Below are 19,074 nucleotides of genomic sequence, written 5' to 3' on the forward strand. Positions count from 1 at the left end.
ATAATAAATCTTAGTTCTTTTTGAATTAGACCACTACAGTAACATTCGTTGAAGGTATTTGCTCCAAACATAAAATTTGAGTACCTAATATGTTAAATAGATAATAGGCAAATGAAGTTATCAACTCAATCCACATGAATGTTCAATTAATTCTTTTTAATAGATTGATTTATATTTGATGTATTCCCTTTTCAGATGTCACATATATTATTCGCCCTTTATTGATGTTAATTAAGAAAGGGCGAATCACGCAGATTGCATGAAAAAACACCAACAGCTTTTGCTGGTGTTTTCGGCTTTATGAAATTGTTAAACTTTCACGATTGTCCTTACACGTGTACTTCCACCCTTTGCTTCCCCTTCAACTGCTCAAATACCTTCTCCACGGTCCCAACCCCAACATTCTCATACTTCGCCAAGATTACAAGCTCATTCGGTAATTGTCCAACCGTATCAATCTGATCCTCCTTCAATTGTTTAAGTAGACTTGGGCTTCCGGTGAATTCATCGACTGTGAATGGAATCATGGCCAGTTCTTCTGTGACTACAATATAGTCGGCTTTGAAGAAGAAAAATAGTTCACCTGGTCGGTCCATTAGTAATTGTCTACGAACTTTCTCTTCTTCGATATACGTTTTTAATTCCCCAAAGAGGTTTTCATCATTTTTTTCGGTATAGCGTTTGACGTGTTTATGTAAGCCTTCGAGGTCGTTCGGTAGTTCGCTCATGATGCGTGCTTGTTGCTCTGCTCCGAGACGGATGAGGAACGTTTCGGATTTGTCGAAGCGCTGCGGCAACAGGAACGCGTCGCGCAGAAAATATGGGATGTCGAGTGTTTGCTCATTGTATGTCAGTGTTCGAATTGTTGTAAAGCCTGGTTGTTCTGGAACGGACGGCATGTTCACAGCGATAACAGCAGATTGTTGTTGACCGGGTTCTATTGGCTCTTTCTGTAGTGCTTGTCTAAGCATTTCTTCAAGCACTTTCAACCGCCCTTCTAGCTCGCTGATATCATACGTTTCTTCTTTTGGTGATGGATCCACATATTCCGGTACGATAAGGTCAATAGGACCGTATAATTCGACATACCATTTGACGATTGTGTAGATGGCTTCCCATGAAAGTAGTGCTTCAGAATAGCGGAACCTACGTATCATGTGCCGCCTTGTTACCGATTTGGCGAACGTGGTGAAGCGCGTCACGAATTTCGGGTGTTAATGTAATTTAGTAGATTGAGTCGTTCTTAGAGGTTTGTCCATTGTTCGTTCGGTAGTTTTTCTGCTTGAATGACTTGTTGCAATATATTTTCAATGAACGCTCTCGCATGAGTTAGCATTGTCCGTAAGCTAGAGAAGATACTGTTTTCTAGTTCGCGCGCGACAAATGCAAGTTCTTTAGAGAGCGGTTCAAGAAATTGGTAGAAATAGGTTTGATTGTTCATATAGCATGTTCCCCGAATATCGCAAATTGTTTATATGGTATTATTTTACCACATTAGCAGCGGGGTTCGTTGTTCTATTCACATCCAATTCGGTAAAAGCACATGCCGAAAATCCATGAAAATTTCCTACGCTGGCACTTCTAATTCCTCATGAAAAAAACACCACATTTTTTTGCTGGTGTTTTGGGTTTATTAGATTGGTTATGGATTCACTGTGTAATGGAAGCACAGAAGTTTCCCACCTTTTTTTAAATGAAGTTTCCAGTAAATTAGAAAGCTCTTTGTCATTTACACAGTTTTTCTTAATTCTTCAACTTCTGTCACTCTCAATTTAGTTAGAATAGCGATTTCTGCATCATCAAAACAAGTGCGAAGTTCTTTCCTTCTTCAAGTATGCCTTCAATTTTTTGGCTAGCCATCAGCTCCGTAACAATAGGTGGTAAGTTATTTTTTCGAAATGTAACATTTGAAAGTGATCCTCTTGAAGTTAATCTCTTAATGATTCTTTTAGCTGTTCGGGTAATCGCAATAAATAATCGATTCGCAGAGGATATCTCTTCACTTCTAAATATCCCCTGCTCTGCTCTCCACAGTAATTCAGTAGACATTTTTTTGTAACTGAGAGGCAACCTTTCTTGTATTGTTTTCCTAAATTGTAATATCAGTTGCTATTTTAACGACCGCCCGCTGTAGTAAACTGAGGGTAGAATCTATTGGAGGTGTGTGTCGTGGGGTACAATACACTCCTAATTGCTCGATTTATGTCACTTGACTACTCGTTTACATCGCACTTTTACGGGGTGTTAGATTACAACGATTTAAACATTCCTACCTCGTTTGCCAGCTTTATGGGTCTTGTCCTACAAATAAAAAGTAATGCGTTAAATTCGAAGCTTAGATTAAATGGATTGTATCCCTGTAAGATGATAAAGCAAGACCCCTTCACTCGGTACACTTTATTCAGTATCTTTCAATAGCTTTGGAAGTAGAGGTGGAGTAATATCTTTCAATCCAGCTAGACCTAAAATCGTTAAAAATATTTTTTGTACACCATAAAAAGCATCTTTAGGATTATAATACTCATTTAGTGTATGGAATCCTCCAGCTTCACCTCCACCTCCTAAAGTAACAGCAGGAATTCCAAGTGAAATGGGGATATTAGAATCGGTACTACTTGCCCCATCCAATTTCTGTTCGAAGCCTAGAATCGATGTAGCAGCTGCAGCAGCTTGTACGATAATGGTGTCAGGACTTTGATAGCCTGCTGGACGGTTACCTACTAACTCCATTTCAACAATAATATCATCTATTTTCTCCCAATGAAGATTTTCTTCTTCCGCTGCAACATTAATAATATTAATTATCTTTTTTTCTAAATTTAATAATTCTTCTTGGGAATTAGAGCGCAAATCGATTACCATTTCTCCGACTTCCGCAATCGTATTCACTGAAGTACCTCCGTGTATTAATCCAACATTATACGTTGTTTTGGGTACTGTTGGGGTTTCTAATGATGATATTTTAGCAATCGCCCTTCCTAGAGCATGTATAGGACTCGGTGTCCCAAAATTCCCGAAACTATGCCCACCAGGTCCTTTGTATGCGACTTTATATCTTTTACTCCCCGTTGCTAAGTACGTTATTCTATCTGGAGCCCCAGGTTCTATGGATATAAAACCATCGATATCGACTCGATTTTCAAACAATTTCTTTACTCCTAGTAAATCTCCAAGACCTTCTTCACCAACCGTTGCCCCAATTATCAAATCCCCTTCAGTTTCAATATTAGCGTGATTTAGTGCTCGAATTATTGTTAGGACTGATGCCAAACCACGACCATCATCAGCAATTCCTGGTGCATACACTCTCCCGTCTACAATTTTAGCAACCGTATCTGTACCTTCAGGAAATACTGTATCTAAATGTGCACACAAAACGATTGAAGGACCATTCCCGTTTCCTTGGCGAACTCCGAATACGTTACCAACTTCATCCACCGTGACATTTTTTAATCCAAGTTCAGTAAGCTTCCTTTGATAGTAGATTCCTCTTTTTTCTTCATAAAACGTAGGTGCTTGAATAGCTGTCAGCTCAATTTGCTCGTCAGTTGTGTAATCATTATCTTCTTTTAAAAATAATAGTCCTTTTTCTACTCCAGAATTGGAACTTAGTAAACTGTAAACATCTTTTACTTTATCCGATACAGTATACTCTTGCATTGCTTCTTCAATTACATACTTTTCAGTCATTAGAGAATCCCTCCGAATCTTGAAATAAACCACAGTTGAACATCGCTATAGTTGTCTAACGAAAACGACTCCGTAAACGATAGCGGAGACAGCTTAGCGCTAATTAAGCTAATCAATTTATTTATTTTGTATTCTTCAATTACATTTCACTTAAATTCGGAATAGAATATATTTTTTTCGGTCTTCCGCGCTTACCCGTTGCCTCTTCAGTAACTTCTATTAGCCCCATTTGTTCCATCTCATTTAATATTCTTCTTGTATTTCGATCTGTGTTTTTCAGAAGTGTCGTTATTAGTTCACTATTAAAACTTATTATCTTCTTATATTTAATGAAAAAGTAAATCTTCGCCGGAATTATTGGCGTATATTTATTTTCTTCCAGAATTTTTTTCCATGCCTCTGGAAGTTTATCTGCTGTAAAGTTATTATTCTCCTCCAGAAATACATTCATTATTTCTTTCATTTGATTGACAAATATTATTTTTTTGCTTTGATTTTTTTTGTGTTCTTCAAAGGAGTGTCCTACATTTTGCATTGCTTCATATACAGTATGTCCTGAGCCAATCCCGATTTTCAGTTCAATTGAAGTTTGTAGTTCAACTTTATTCACTAGTTGACTAAGTGATTCATTCAGATACAATAATTCAAAATCACCATAGGTTGTGTAAATTTGAAAACGATCTTCATTGGAACTGTCGAGAACGCCATTTAACTTTTCGGCAACTTTCAATAATGCAAGTTCAAGAGTTAATCGTTTTTTTTTCGCTTCGTATGTGTTAAGTGCTGTTATCCTTTCTTTATTTATTTGCTCGATTCCAATAATCGCAACTTTTGATTTTTCAAAGATTTGACTTGTAGCTCGGGAGACAAGTAAATTAAAGACCGTTTGTATTGCTAGTTGGGAAGGTACGATTCTATAACAAGGGATTCCTAACTTTTGCAACTCTTCATAAACAGTTAATAAACAAGTTACTGCAACTTCCGTATTTTTTTCTTTATAATTTTCAACATGAAATTCAATGATCTCTACATACGTTTGTTTCCTTTCATATGGGAATAACTCAATTTTCAAAGTGGTTAAGCTATACTCTCTTAGCAGCTGTTGAATTGTTTCACCTTCAATTGAATCTACACTAATTGAAGATGTCGTTTTCTTTCGCTCAAGGAATATTTTTAATAACGTCCCTAAAAAAGCAATTCCGTATAGTGGTGGAAAAAAACCTTCGTTTTCCTGTATCCAGCCTTTATCAAGTGCATAATAATAAGGAGTTTGTCCCGAAAAAATCCACTGTGCTACATCATACTTATTGTCATTAATAATATGCTCCAATTCATCTCGATGAAAGTATTCAAATTCGACTAACTCAATTCGGAAATCGGCACTTGCGACTTCTTTTATTTGATTTAGAGAATCGCGAGGTCCAATTGCACCAATTCGGATTTTCAACTTATCTCATGTCCGCTTAAAATAGGAGCCGATTCAGAAACACTCATCTTTACTTCATTAAAAAGTGGATGGTGACATGCAACAGAGTGACCAGGAAGTATTTCTCGATATTCCGGGCTTTCTGTTTTACATATATCAGTCGCATACGGACACCTTGGATGGAAGTGACAACCACTTGGTGGATCGCTTGGATTTGGTATTTCACCTTCGATGAGCTGATGCCTTTTCCGCAACTTGGGATCTGGAATAGGTACAGAATCTAACAATGCATGTGTATACGGATGTAGTGGATTTACAAATAATTCATCCCGATCTGCTAATTCCACCATACGACCTAAATACATGACGCCAATTCGATCGCTAATATGTCGCACAGCTGGCAATCCGTGAGCTATAAAAATGTACGTCAAATCCATTTCTTTTTGTAATTTCTTCAGTAAGTTCAAAATTTGAGCTTGAATCGAAACATCTAAAGCAGAAACAGCCTCGTCACAAACAATTACTTTTGGTCGTAATGCGAGTGCACGTGCAATTCCAATTCGCTGGCGTTGTCCTCCACTAAATTCATGTGGGTATCTTTTTAACTGATGTTCTCCAAGTCCAACTAGCTTCATTAAGCTGAGAACTTCATCACGTAATTTTTTTCCAGATGCAATCTTATGAACAACTAAAGGTTCCCCAATAATTTCTTCAACCTGCATTCTTGGATTAAGGGAAGAGTATGGATCTTGGAAAATTACTTGTAAATCTCGCCTAGCTTTACGAAGTTCTTCGTGACTAAGCGAGGCAATATCTTTATTGTCAAAATATATATTTCCTTCCGTTGCATCAAGTAAGCCAAGCATTAGTTGTCCAGTTGTAGACTTTCCACAACCAGATTCTCCAACAATTCCAAGTGTTTCTCCTTCAAATACTTCAAAGTTCAAGCCGTCAACCGCACGGACCAATGTTGTGGTTTTCTTGATATAACCTTTTGTAATTGCAAAATGTTTCTTTAAATTGCGCACTTCCATAATTACTCTTTTTTCTGATGTGTTTGTGTCATTTACTAACTCCATCCTATTCACCCCCTTATACTTTAATGCAGCGCTTCGCATGGGTAGAACTGACATACTCTAGCTCTGGATGTATTTTCGTGCACTCAGCATCCGCAAGTGGACATCTAGGGTGAAATTTACATCCGGTTGGCATATTCGCTGGATTTGGTACAGTTCCCTCTATTGAATAGAGGTTATCTACAACATCATGAATTTTGGGAATCGACGCCATTAATCCACGTGTATATGGATGTAATGGATTTTCAAATAATTCAAAGACTGGTGCTTCTTCAACAATTTCGCCTGCATACATAACGATGACACGATCTGCAACTTCTGCAACAACGCCAAGGTCATGTGTAATCATCAAAATACCAGTATTTCCTTTTTCCTTTAAACTTCTCATAAGCGTTAAAATTTGGGCCTGTATCGTTACATCAAGCGCAGTTGTGGGTTCATCCGCAATTAACAATTTAGGATTACATGATAATGCCATTGCAATCATCACCCGTTGTCGCATCCCCCCAGACAATTGGTGTGGGAAACGCCCCATTGCTTTTTCAGCATCCGGAATTCCAACAAGTTCTAGCATTTTAATTCCTTTTTTCTGTGCTACTTCTTTTGATAATTGATTATGAACAATTAATGTTTCCCTTAATTGATAACCAATTGTAAAAACAGGATTTAAGGCTGTCATGGGTTCCTGAAAAATCATGGACATCTCTTTACCTCGTAAGGTTCGGTAATCTTTTTTGCTAATCGTACGTAAATTTTTTTCTTTGAATACCATTTCTCCATCGTACACTTCACCGTTTGGAGGGAGAATTCCCATTAATGCGAGCGAGGTAACACTTTTCCCACTACCTGACTCTCCAACAATTGCCAACGTTTCTCCTTCATTCATAACAAACGATACACCATTCACCGTTGAAACGTATCCGTCTTCTGTTTTAAAGCGTACACGCAAGTCTTTAACATCCAAAATTTTAGTACACATAATCTCACCTCGCAATTAGTCTATAAGTTTTGGATCTAACACGTCTCGCAACCAATCACCTAGAAAAATAACACCTAAAACAGTTACAGTAATTGCAACCCCCGGGAATGTAGCGACCCACCAACTCGTTGCAATATACTCTCGCCCATCACTTAACATAAGCCCCCATGAAACATCTGGTGATTGAATGCCGAGACCAAGGAAACTTAAACTCGCTTCTAAAATAATTGTTGAAGCTACATTTAATGTAGCAATCACGATAAATGATGAAATTACGTTAGGCAAAATATATTTCACGATAATCCGGTAATCCTTTGCTCCAATTGCTTTTGCAGAACGAACAAAATCTCTCTCTTTTACACTCAATGTTTCACTTCGTACCATTCTCGCGTAGACGACCCAAGAAGTTCCACCGAGTACGAGAATTAAAGTTGTAACACTTGGCCCCAAAACAGCGAGGATAATTAACATAAACAAAATGTTGGGAATCGCGAGGAATGAATCGACGGTTCTCATTATTATAAAATCCCATATATTACCATAATATCCAGCGATAAGACCAAAGATAATCCCCAAAAATCCAGCTAGAATAACTGCACTAATTCCGACCAGTAAGGATATTCTTGAACCATAAATAATTCTACTTAATACATCACGGCCTAAATTATCTGTTCCTAATGGGAAATCCTTTGTTCCCCCTTCCAACCAAAATGGTGGAATAAGCCGATGCATAATATCCGTTTTGGCAGGGTCATACATCGCTAAAATCGGAGCGAAAACAGCCATACCTGTCATTGCTAATACAATTAGAAGACCGACAAATCCAGTCTTACTTCTAAGAAGTCTTAAAAAGAGGTTGTGAAGTTTACTCTTCTTTTTCCGATTAAGCATGTACTGAGAATTTTCAATTGTTTTAGTCATGTAATTCCCTCCTTAATCGTACTTAATTCTTGGATCTAGGAGTCTATAGACAAGATCCGCGATTAAATTACTTAATATTACGAATATAGCAATTATAAATGTTGCTGCTTGTACGACGCCCATATCACGCAAATTGACGGCCTGTACGAGTAATTGACCTAGACCTGGCCACGCGAAGACTGTTTCTGTAATAAGTGTTCCACCGATTAATGTCGATGTTTGCAAAGCCATAATTGTGACAACTGGTATTAAAGCATTTCGAAATGCGTGTCTGTTGACGACAATCGACTCTCTTAATCCTTTACTACGGGCTGTCCGGATGAAATCTTGCCCCAAAATTTCTAACATACTTGAACGAATTAGTCTTGTCATTTCAGCAGCAATTCCTGTCCCCAGTGTAATTGCCGGAAGAACCAGATGCAAAAACCCTCCTTTTCCCGATACAGGAAAGAATTGAAAGTTAACGGCAAATACTAAGATGAGCATAATTCCTAACCAAAAACTTGGCATTGCCTTTCCTAGTACGGCCCCGCTCGTAATGAACAAATCCATGAAACTGTTCCTCTTTACAGCTGAGAGTATCCCTAGCGGAACGGAAATAAGAATTGCAACAATCATTGAAGCAATTGCAAGCTGAAATGTTGCGGGCATTCGATCTAAAACAAGTTCTAGAGCGTCTGAATCATAGCGTAATGATTTTCCAAAATCACCTTTAACTAAATCACCTAAATAAGAAAAGTATTGAACAGGAAGTGGTTCATTGAAACCAAGGGCCTCCTTTAATGATTCACGTTCTACATCCGTGGCTGTTTCGGGGAGCATTAAGGAAACAGGATCACCCGTTACTCGAACTAATAGAAAAACGATTAGCGTAATGAGGAGAAGGACAGGAATCGTTTTCAACAAATTTTGAAGTAAATATTTCATTCAAGTGTACCTCCTCTTTTAACAAAAAAAGAGGGGGAAATCCCCCTCTTATTTCAATTTAATATCGTCTGCGTAGAACATTTCATCCAATCTAGGTGTAAATTCAATTCGATCATTCACACCGTAAATTGACTCAAGTTGATATAGATAAATTTGTGGACGATCATCTGCTATAAACGCTTGTGCTAGTTTATATTGTTCTGTGCGCTCATCCAAGTTCATGTTAGACTCGGCAGTTTTCAACAAAGCCTCTGCTTCAGGGTTATTATAATCGGTTTCCCCTTTTGCTCTTTCAAATTGCAAACGATCTAATGCAAGAGAAGCATCAAACATTGAGTTACCATAACCAATGAAGAACATATCTCCGAATGTTCTTTCTGTATATTTCACATTAAATGCACTCCACTCCAAGAGTTCGAGTTTAACTGTAATCCCAACTTCACCAAGCATCGCCACCATTAATTCTGAAGTTTCTTTATCTTTCAAGTAACGACCATTTGGTGCACTTAATGTAAGTTCAAGTCCATCTGCGTAGCCAGCCTCAGCCAAAAGTTCCTTTGCTTTTTCTGGATCATACAAAGTTTTACCAAAAAGATCCTCATTTGCACCTACGTTACCTGGGGTTACACGTGTACGTGTAACTTGACCAGCACCGTTAAGTAGTGAATCTACAATTGCCTGCTTATCAATTGCCAAATCAATTGCTTCTCGTACTAGTGGATCTGCTGTAACATTCCCTTCTCCAGTACGAAGTACAAGCATCATGACACGTTGTGTTGGTGTTGTAATTACAGAAGAACCATCACCTGCGTCAATACGCTCAACATCAGTTGGTGGAATGTTAACAGCAATATCTACTCCTCCAGTAAGAAGTTCAGAAACGCGAGTAGAATCTTCTGGAATTGCTCTAAATACAAGTTCGTCCCACTTAGGGGCTTCTCCAAAATAGTCTTTATTTGCTTCTAGAACGAGTCGGTCGTCTCTTTTCCACTCTTTTAATTTATATGGACCTGAGCCAACTGGTTCTTTCAAGAAAACCTCCCAGCCTTCTTTTTCAATATAATCTTTTGGAAGAATTCCTGAACCAAGTCTAGACAAACGGTTTAGTAAAGCTGGTTCTGGATTTTCAGTGATAATATCAAATTCATAATCACTTTTTACCTTTATTTCTTTAATTTGTTTGTAACTCCCAAATTCAAGCAGTGTTTCGTCTTTCGCGACACGTTCCAGTGTGAATTTCACATCATCTGCAGTCAATTCTTCACCATTGTGGAATTTCACGCCTTCTTTAAGTTTGAAGGACCATGTATTATCATCTATATTTCCCCAACTTTCAGCGAGATCTGAGATGAAACCCTCCGCACCACCATTTTTAACAAGGTAGTTGAACATATTTACATGCACTGCTTCTGTACTTGTCGTATTATGATTATGAATATCAAACGATGTTACATCTGTCCCATTTGCGATCGTTAGAATTTTTGATTCATTCTCCACCGCTGTATCCCCGTCTTTATCCTTAGCTTTATCCGTGCTAGAGCTATCATTGTCTTTTGAACATGCTGAAACGATTAAAAGCAATACGAGTATAAATGTTAGCACATACTTTTTCATTCTTTTCCCCCCTCTTATTTGTTTAAAAATGATAGAGCTAAATTACTTAAAGCACCAATTCCAAACAATATTGCTTTCTCATCAACATTAAATCGAGTTGTATGGATTCCATTGGAAGTAGAATCACCCGAACACGTACCTAACCGGAAAAATACAGACGGCACTTCTTGTGTGAAATATGCAAAGTCCTCTCCACCCATTGAGGGATTAGAGAAACCAACAGCATCTTTACCAAATGCAGATCTTGTTGTAGAAACGAAAAACGCTTTACACGCATCATCATTTTTTAAAGCTGGAGTTACATAATCATAATTTAAATTGCAAGAACCTCCAAATGCTTTTGCTATGTTCTCTGCGATTTGACTCATGTGTTCTTCCATAACTTCTCTTGTCTTTGGATTCAACGTACGAACAGTTCCATTTACAGTCACTGTGTTAGGAAGAATCGTCCCTTTTGTTCCACCTTGAATTTGTCCAACACTGAGCACAACTGAATCGAGCGGATCAATTTGTCGACTTACAATTTGTTGAAGTGCAACAAGAATTTGTGCAGTGATCATAACAGCGTCGACCGCTAGATGCGGATGTGCTGCATGTCCACCTCTACCTGTTACTGTAAGTTCGAATATATCCACAGCAGCACCGCTGTAAACACCATTCGAAACAGAAAATTCACCAACTTTTAATGAGGGTGCGACATGTAGACCGGCAATCATATCCATCACTGGATTTTCGAGTGCACCGTCTTCAATCATCTTTTTCGCACCGAACCCAATTTCTTCAGCTGGTTGGAAAATTAGTTTAAGCGTCCCCTTTTCCAAGCCAATCTCGGAAAATACCTTTGCAACTCCTAACAAATTCGTCGTATGGACATCGTGACCACATGTATGAGCTACGCCGTCATGAATGCTTCGATAGTTTTCATCGATTTCATCAAACATTGGCAAAGCGTCCATATCTGCACGTAAGCCAAGAACTCGTCCATCTTCTTTTCCCTTCAAAATCCCAATAACACCTGTTCCTCCAATACTTTCTTGCACTTCATATCCCCATTGCCTCAGATATGTAGCTACCACTTTAGATGTTCGTTCTTCTTGAAAGGCTAATTCGGGATGTTGCCGTAAATCTCTCCGAATTTCAACAAGGTCGTCGTAGTTTGATAAAATTGCTTCGTATAATTGCGGATGTACATCTTTGAGTTTCTCAAAGTTCTCATTTATAACTTGAGTGACCAACTTACTTATCCCCCTTTCTAAGATCCATTTCTTCTCCATATTTGAATATAAATGATGCCATCATTTTAATTCCATCAATAAAATCTTCAACACGGATGTTTTCATTTGGTGCATGTGTGTTGGACGTGAAATTACCTACTCCAAACGAAACTGCTGGAATACCGAATTTTTCAGTTAGTTCATACATAGGACCAGTTCCGGGCGTATTCGGAATCACATTTGGTGGTTGTTTCGTATATTCCTCAATTGTCTCTAATACAGCTTTAACAATTATTTCAGATGGATGTGTACGTACTGCAATCTCTTTACCGAATGTTCGTATTCCAATATCACTAAATCCTTCGGCATCCAGATAAGTACGCAATAATACCAATATTTTATTTGGTAGTTGGCCAGGTACAAGTCGAAAATCAATTTTTGCAAACGCTTCCGAAGGCAATACAGTTTTTGATCCCTCACCTGTATATCCACTTTGAATTCCACAAATATTACATGTTGGTTCAAAAATATGCTTTTTCTTCAATTCTTCACCTTTTAAGTTATTAATAAATTCATCAATACCCAAGTGTTCCAATAACTCAGTCTCACTTATTTTATATTGTCTGATCATTCGAGACTCTTCTTCGGAAATAGGAGTAATATCATTATAAAATCCAGGAATTAATATTCGATCTTGTGAATCTTTCAGTAGATTCAATGCTTTAATTAATCGCCAAACCGGACTCCCAATAATTGAAGCTTGAGCAGAGTGAAGATCTGTATTTGCACCTTTGGCAAAAAGTTCAACATATAACAATCCTTTAACGCCAAGCGATACTTCAAGACGATTCTCTGCATCCCTATAACCAAATTCCCACACACAACCATCAGCATTAATTTTTTCACTATGTTTATCGGTGAATGCTCCGAGATTAATACTTCCAATCTCCTCTTCACCTTCAAAGATGAATTTAATATCAATAGGCAATTCACCAACTACCTCTTTAATTGCATGAACTGCTGCCATACGTGCTATTAAGTTACCTTTATTATCAGCAATCCCGCGAGCATATAATCGATCCCCAACAAGTGTTGGTTCAAATGGTGGTGTATTCCATAATTCAATTGGATCTTCCGGTTGAACATCATAATGATTATAAAAACTTAATATTGTATCTGTTTCTCCTGTTAAATGCGAGAAAACAACAGGTTGTCCACCAGTATCTAAAACTTCTGCATGAACATTGAACGCTTTACTAAACAGATGCTCAAGATAAGAGACGCTCTCCTTCATCCCTCTATTTTGGGCAGCCACACTTGGAATCTCGCAAAATTCTGTGAGCCAATTTAAATAATACTCACGATTTTTTTCAATATATTCATGTATAGGTTTCATCAATTCAAGCTCATCACCTTTATCGGAAAATTTCCTAAATTACTTATACCGACTTTATATCGAATCCAGAATTATGTCAATAGATTTTATCGCAATTATTGAATTAGTTAGATTTCTCTGTATAATATAAACAATGCTATAGAAAAAATAAAAAATGAGGAGAAATGGATGAAAATGCAAACAAATCTCGAGTTTTTAAAAGCAAATGAAGATATTATAAAACAAGATTTACTTACTCTTGTTAAAGCTGAATCACCTAGCCACGACTTACAATTGTTAAAAGAATGCGAACTAACAATTAAAGAGGTTTTCCGCAAACACTTTGGCAGTCGATTTACGTTAATAGAATATTCAACAGAATACAGTGCTACACATCTACTCTATGAAATGAAGAATAACTTGAAACCAAGAATTTTATTAATGAGCCATTATGATACAGTGTGGAATGCAGGCGAATTACAATTGGTGGAAGATGAAAACATTATATCCGGTCCAGGCATTTATGATATGAAAGCTGGTCTCATATCTTCTATTTGGGCTATCAATTCTTTATTAAACGTAGAAAAAGAACTTCCTTTCACCCCCGTTTTTCTCTTTACTTCGGATGAAGAAACAGGAAGTGAGTCTTCCAAAAAAATTATTGAATCGGTTGCCAAAACTTGTGACGTTGTTTTTGTTATGGAACCGCCAGAGTCACAAACAAATGCATTAAAAACTGAACGAAAAGGTGTCGGTCAATTCGAAATCAAAGTAACAGGGAAAAGTGCACATGCCGGTAATCATCATGAGGATGGATTAAATGCAATTGTAGAAATTGCAAAAATCATTGTTAAACTTGAGGGATTGACCGATTATTCTCGAGGAACTACCGTAAACGTAGGAACAATAAATGGCGGTTCAACTAGTAATGTAGTTCCGGAAAAAGCGAGAATTGAAGTCGATTTTAGATTTACATCCGATGCTGAAGGTAAACGGATTGAACAATTATTTAAAACCCTTACAACTGAAGATGATCGGTTCTCACTATTAATATCAGGTGGAGTAAACAGACCACCACTTGAAAAAAATGTTGGAAATAAAAAACTATTTGAACTCGCGAAAATTGCAGGTAAAAAAATCGGTATGAACATAACTGAGTCCAGTGTCGGAGGCGGTAGTGACGGCAATTTCACATCTCAGTTAGGAATTCCAACAATAGATGGACTTGGAATTCCAGGAGATGGTGCACATGCGAGAAACGAACATATCCAATTCAATTCCTTTGCAGAAAAATGTGCTTTTATCGCAGAATTTTGCATGGTTGTAAGCCGAACTAAAACACTTTAATATAATCTATTGATTATATTAAAAATAGAAGTTTGACCAAGGAATTCCCTTAGCCAAACTTCTATTTTTACATATGATTAAATATCATCGAGAAGTATATTCGTTCATGACTTTTCAGAACATGCTTCCCCTTCATTCCACTAAACAAACAAATTGCCGTACAACGGCTAGTAAAAAATGAACATACAGTCAGAGCCATGATTAGAAATGAAGAGCAAGCAAAGGCTTTTGAGACAATCGGTATTGAAACAAGGCTTGCAGATTTGGAAGGAAGCGTGGAGGAGATTGTTGAAGCTGCAAGGGGCTGTGACGCCTTTGTCTTCACCGCGGGATCTGGTGGTCATACAGGGGCAGACAAGACAATCTTGATCGATTTGGATGGAGCAGCTAAATCGATAGAAGCTGCTACAATACTTGGCGTCAAACGATTTATAATGGTAAGTGCGATTCATGCCAATAAAAGAGAAAACTGGAGCAGCATAAAATATTATATGGTTGCCAAACATCATGCTGATAAAATCCTTGAACAAAGCGGCTTAACGTATACGATTATTCGGCCTGGAGGTCTTCTAAATGAACCAGGTACCGGAAAAGTTTCAATTGCCGAAGATTTACCTACAGCATCTATTCCACAAGAAGACGTTGCCAAGACGATTTTAGCAACTTTAACGAAGGAAAACACTTTTAATCGTTCATTTGATCTTGTCTCAGGTGAGGATAAGGTTTCGGTTGCATTAAATAGGGTTTAATAAGGTAGATATGTGATAGAGATGAAAAGGTTTAGTTTATTACAGGGTGTTCTACAGTCTTTGGACGTGAAATTGTAAATCATGTCATGGACAAAATGTAAACATACACTTGAAAGCAACAATCCCTATAATGCAGTACCTAGCTAAATGAACAACCGGAAATTTCAGACAAAGAACATACAATAAGCCCTCATTTTCTTGGTATCGAAAATGAGGGCTTATTGTAACTATCATGATTTACTGAATGTCTTTTTGTTAGTCATCGTCTCTGTCTTTGTCTTTGTCTTTGTCTTTGTCTTTGTCTTTGTCTTTGTCTTTGCCTCTGTCTTTGTCTTTGTCTTTGTCTTTGTCTTTGTTTTTGTCTTTGTCTCTATCCTTGTCTTTATCTTTATCTTTATCTTTATCCTTGTTCTTCTCTTTATTTTTCTTATCCTCTTTATCCTTCTTGTTTTCTTTATCTTTCTTCTGCTCGTTGTCTTTCCTTTTACTTCGTTTCTGTTTCTTCTTTTCAACCAATGGCAAATCAAATTCCTTATTAGGCAATTCACTCATCGATTTAGATACTATTTGTTGGAAGATAGTTGTCACTGTGACACCACTTGTTGCTGTCAAGTAATGGTCTTGATCTGTTTTATCATAGCCTAACCAAATCGCGCCTACGAGATCTGGCGTGTACCCAACAAACCAATGATCTTTTGAACCAGCTACACCAGGGAAAGGTAGTTGTGTAGTACCGGTTTTTCCAGCTACGTCTATTCCGGGTATCTGTGCATTTCTAGCTGTTCCGTTATCCACAACACCTTTTAGCATATACGTCATCTTTTGAGCAACTTCCGGTTCTGTAACCTGCGAAGACTTGTCACTCCACTTACCAATTATTTTTCCTTCTGCATCCTTTATTTCTGATATAGCATGAGCTTGCATCATTATTCCATCGTTAGGAAATGCGGAAAAAGCCTGGGCCATTAACAAGGGTGACGTTCCTTGGTGTAAGCCCCCCAATGCTAGCCCGAGATTATGATCTTCTTTTTCTAAAGGAACACCAAACCGTTCAACTGTACTAAAACCTTTTTCAATTCCGATTTCATTTAATAGCCAAACTGGAGGTATGTTATAAGAGTTTATTAGTGCATCATAGAGTGTCACTTGTCCGCGGTATCGTTTATCAATGTTTTGTGGTTGGTAGCCATCTATATTGATTGGTTCATCAACCAGCATATCGCCAAAGTCATACCCCTGCTCCAATGCAGCAGTGTAAACAGCAAGCGGTTTTAACGCTGATCCGGGTTGCCTTACTAAATTTGTCGCATTATTAAAACGTTTGTACGTATAGTCTCCTCTTCCTCCAACTAACGCGCTAATACCACCCGTTTTAGGATTAAGAAATACGGATCCACTTTGAATAAGTTGATCGGGCTTGCTAACTGGAAAATTGTTTTCATTCTGATAGACTTCTTCCGTAGCGTCCTGAATAACAGGATTAAGTTCGGTATAAATGTGAAGTCCCCCAGACAACACCTCATTCTCAGTCAAACCGTACATATTTACTGCTTCCTCGATAAGATAGTCCACATAATACGGATATTTCCCTTTATAATCTATCGTCTCTTTATCCGTTAATACGATCGGTTGATCAAGGTTTTTATCCAAATCCTGCTGACTGATGTAGCCTTCGCTCTTCATTAACGACAGCACGATATTTCTTCGGTCAAGCGCTTTTTCCATGTTTTTATAGGGCGATAAGTTAGACGGAGCTTTGACTAGTCCAGCTAGTGTAGCTGATTCGTTTAATGTTAGTTCACTCACATCTTTACCAAAATAGACATGTGCTGCTCTCTGAATGCCCCATGCGCCTTCCCCAAAATAGATTTGATTTAGATAGCGTTCCATGATTTCATCTTTTGAGTACTTTCTTTCGATTTTCTTTGTGAATATTAGTTCTTTGAATTTACGCGTATACGTGCGTTCCGTTGTTAGAAATACATTTTTCGAAAGCTGTTGAGTAATTGTACTACCACCAGCAACAACTTTACCCTTAACTAGATTTTGCATTAATGCTTTGGTAATACCAAAATAATTAATACCATTATGCTTATAAAAATGTTGGTCTTCTGTAGCGACAAAGGCTTCAATGAGTTCTGTCGGAATTTGATCCAGACTTACTCCTTCTATTTTCGAGTTAGACACTTTACTAGCTACCTCGCCATTTATATCATAAATATATGTAGGTCTTGGTTCAACAATGTCCAATTTACTTACATCGCTAAACGTTATTAAAATAGTAAATACCAATAGCCCAAACAAAGTAATACACATGAAGACTGCTAACAGCCTATTGATGAATTTTTTTGATTTAAACCACTCTTTAAATCTGCTTAATCGCGTCTGTTTTTTCCTGCGTTCCATTCTAACCAAACTAATACCACCTTCTATGTTGTTGCAAAAAAATTATGAAGCTATAATTCTTGACAATGCATGCCTAACATTCAACACTAAACTAACTCCAATACGATATCAATAGTGGCATTGTCGCATTTGGTGCCAAATGCGGTCGCAATTTGAAGAGTACAAATGGTGGCAGTACATGACACGGAGGTGTGATAGAAACAAGATATGATAGATCATTTAGATTATCACTATTTTCGACAACCTTACTATTTTGCAATTCACTATCTTCAAGGCTTACCATCACTTGATTGGGATTCGATTCCAATCGGTGATGGCTTACTGGCATGTCAGTTTGAAATATTGCATCATTATGAGAAAGTAGGAGATTGTTATGAGGATTTAAGGTTTAAATTATTTGCAGGTTTACGCTCAACATGCTCATCATTTAGAGTCCATTATTGTAGGTAATAGAGAAGGGTTAATAGAACTTCGGAATGCTATTGATCAGGCTTTGGATAAAGGTACAGGGAAAGGGAATTTATTTCCTTCAGATGATGAAGGTTATGAATTGTATGTTTCGCTAATTCCAGATGAAGAGCACAAAGTATTTTCTTTGTTAGAATTGCCATATACGATACAGTTTGGAGAAAAGAACACGCAGTGTCTTTTCCCTTATGGTGAATATGACGATAAAGAAGCTCCCTATTCTCCAGCTACTTTATTTAATGACGAAGACTATAAAAATTATATAATATAGTCGACTTTATAGAAAAAAACAGTTCACCTGATCGCTCAAGTAGTAACTGTCTATGTACTTACTCTTCTACGACATACCTTTTTAATGCCTCAAAGAGGTTTTCGCCATTTTTTCGGTAAAGCGTTTGACCTGTTTTTGCAAGCCTTCGAGGCCGTTCGGTAAATCGCCCATTATGCGTGCCTGGTTGTTCTGGTACGGAAGGGATGTCCACAGCTATTATGGCTAATTCCTGTTTGACCAAGTTTTATTGGCTCTGTCTGGAGTGCTTGACTCAGCATTTCTACAAGCACTTTCAATCGCCCCTCTAGCCCGCTGCTGTCGTACGTTTTTTCTTTAGTTAATCTCATTGTCTAATGCCATGAAAGATCCAGTTGATTCCACAGCTATAGAACTAGTTCTCCTATACTTTGGAATAGCATTTGGTTGCTATTATTTCGGTGTCTGTCACACTGAATTATCCTGACCAGTGTTTATTGTGGTAAAATGGAGGGGTTGGAATAATTATGAAACCTCTATTTACTAAGTTACGTTTATCCTGAAAAGGGTATTCGTTAAACAACACCAAATACTAGGAATAGAGTTGTCATTTCCTTCCCTACTGAAATATAAAA

16 protein-coding genes are annotated in these 19,074 nt (G+C 37.6%); 3 read left to right on the forward strand and 13 right to left on the reverse strand.

Translation table 11 applies throughout. The features are described 5' to 3' along the window. Positions 1-329: 329 nt before the first annotated feature. From AZE41_RS14930 to AZE41_RS14985, 12 genes are all read right to left on the reverse strand, one after another. Complete coding sequence (locus tag AZE41_RS14930) at positions 330-1,157, reverse strand: transposase (RefSeq protein ID WP_231885687.1); 828 nt, start codon at positions 1,155-1,157, stop codon at positions 330-332. Positions 1,158-1,243: 86 nt separating this feature from the next. Next, entirely contained in the window at positions 1,244-1,441 is a 198-nt protein-coding gene (locus tag AZE41_RS23340; RefSeq protein WP_231885688.1) for a hypothetical protein, read from the reverse strand. A 335-nt stretch (positions 1,442-1,776) separates the two neighbouring features. Then, entirely contained in the window at positions 1,777-2,049 is a 273-nt protein-coding gene (locus AZE41_RS14935) for a hypothetical protein (protein ID WP_067210973.1), read from the reverse strand. 348 nt (positions 2,050-2,397) lie between these two features. Beyond that, on the reverse strand, positions 2,398-3,690 hold the full coding sequence (locus AZE41_RS14945) for a M20/M25/M40 family metallo-hydrolase (protein ID WP_231885689.1): 1,293 nt from the start codon (positions 3,688-3,690) through the stop codon (positions 2,398-2,400). Positions 3,691-3,829: 139 nt separating this feature from the next. Next, positions 3,830-5,137, reverse strand: a complete 1,308-nt coding sequence (locus AZE41_RS14950; RefSeq protein ID WP_067210978.1) for a hypothetical protein — start codon at positions 5,135-5,137, stop codon at positions 3,830-3,832. After that, entirely contained in the window at positions 5,134-6,195 is a 1,062-nt protein-coding gene (locus AZE41_RS14955; protein WP_067210981.1) for an ABC transporter ATP-binding protein, read from the reverse strand. The genes AZE41_RS14950 and AZE41_RS14955 overlap by 4 nt, the downstream gene beginning before the upstream one ends. 13 nt (positions 6,196-6,208) lie before the next feature. Continuing rightward, complete coding sequence (locus AZE41_RS14960) at positions 6,209-7,171, reverse strand: ABC transporter ATP-binding protein (RefSeq protein ID WP_067210984.1); 963 nt, start codon at positions 7,169-7,171, stop codon at positions 6,209-6,211. Between the two features lie 15 nt (positions 7,172-7,186). Beyond that, on the reverse strand, positions 7,187-8,062 hold the full coding sequence (locus AZE41_RS14965) for an ABC transporter permease (RefSeq protein WP_231885841.1): 876 nt from the start codon (positions 8,060-8,062) through the stop codon (positions 7,187-7,189). Between the two features lie 42 nt (positions 8,063-8,104). Beyond that, complete coding sequence (locus AZE41_RS14970) at positions 8,105-9,019, reverse strand: ABC transporter permease (protein ID WP_067210989.1); 915 nt, start codon at positions 9,017-9,019, stop codon at positions 8,105-8,107. Positions 9,020-9,067: 48 nt separating this feature from the next. Beyond that, positions 9,068-10,633, reverse strand: coding sequence for an ABC transporter substrate-binding protein (locus AZE41_RS14975; RefSeq protein WP_067210991.1), 1,566 nt, complete (start codon positions 10,631-10,633; stop codon positions 9,068-9,070). Between the two features lie 14 nt (positions 10,634-10,647). Next, a complete protein-coding gene (locus AZE41_RS14980; RefSeq protein ID WP_231885690.1) occupies positions 10,648-11,868 on the reverse strand; it encodes a M20 metallopeptidase family protein in 1,221 nt (406 codons plus the stop codon). Position 11,869: 1 nt separating this feature from the next. Continuing rightward, the gene (locus AZE41_RS14985) at positions 11,870-13,243 is read right to left on the reverse strand and encodes a M20/M25/M40 family metallo-hydrolase (RefSeq protein WP_067210997.1); all 1,374 of its coding nucleotides are present in this window, start codon (positions 13,241-13,243) and stop codon (positions 11,870-11,872) included. Positions 13,244-13,411: 168 nt separating this feature from the next. Here AZE41_RS14985 and AZE41_RS14990 point away from each other — a divergent pair, with 168 nt between their 5' ends. Next, the gene (locus AZE41_RS14990; RefSeq protein WP_231885691.1) at positions 13,412-14,569 is read left to right on the forward strand and encodes a M20 family metallopeptidase; all 1,158 of its coding nucleotides are present in this window, start codon (positions 13,412-13,414) and stop codon (positions 14,567-14,569) included. A gap of 134 nt (positions 14,570-14,703) precedes the next feature. Further along, a complete protein-coding gene (locus AZE41_RS14995; protein ID WP_067210999.1) occupies positions 14,704-15,318 on the forward strand; it encodes an SDR family oxidoreductase in 615 nt (204 codons plus the stop codon). A gap of 255 nt (positions 15,319-15,573) precedes the next feature. On the opposite strand, the gene AZE41_RS15000 is transcribed toward AZE41_RS14995, so the two are convergent. After that, positions 15,574-17,724 (reverse strand): transglycosylase domain-containing protein, encoded by a 2,151-nt coding sequence (locus AZE41_RS15000; protein ID WP_082786830.1) that lies wholly within the window; start codon positions 17,722-17,724, stop codon positions 15,574-15,576. Between the two features lie 397 nt (positions 17,725-18,121). Between AZE41_RS15000 and AZE41_RS15005 the strand changes: the two genes are divergently transcribed. Next, the gene (locus AZE41_RS15005; protein ID WP_067211005.1) at positions 18,122-18,463 is read left to right on the forward strand and encodes a hypothetical protein; all 342 of its coding nucleotides are present in this window, start codon (positions 18,122-18,124) and stop codon (positions 18,461-18,463) included. Positions 18,464-19,074 lie beyond the last annotated feature (611 nt).

This window comes from Sporosarcina psychrophila (assembly GCF_001590685.1).
Taxonomy (GTDB): Bacteria; Bacillota; Bacilli; order Bacillales_A; family Planococcaceae; genus Sporosarcina; species Sporosarcina psychrophila.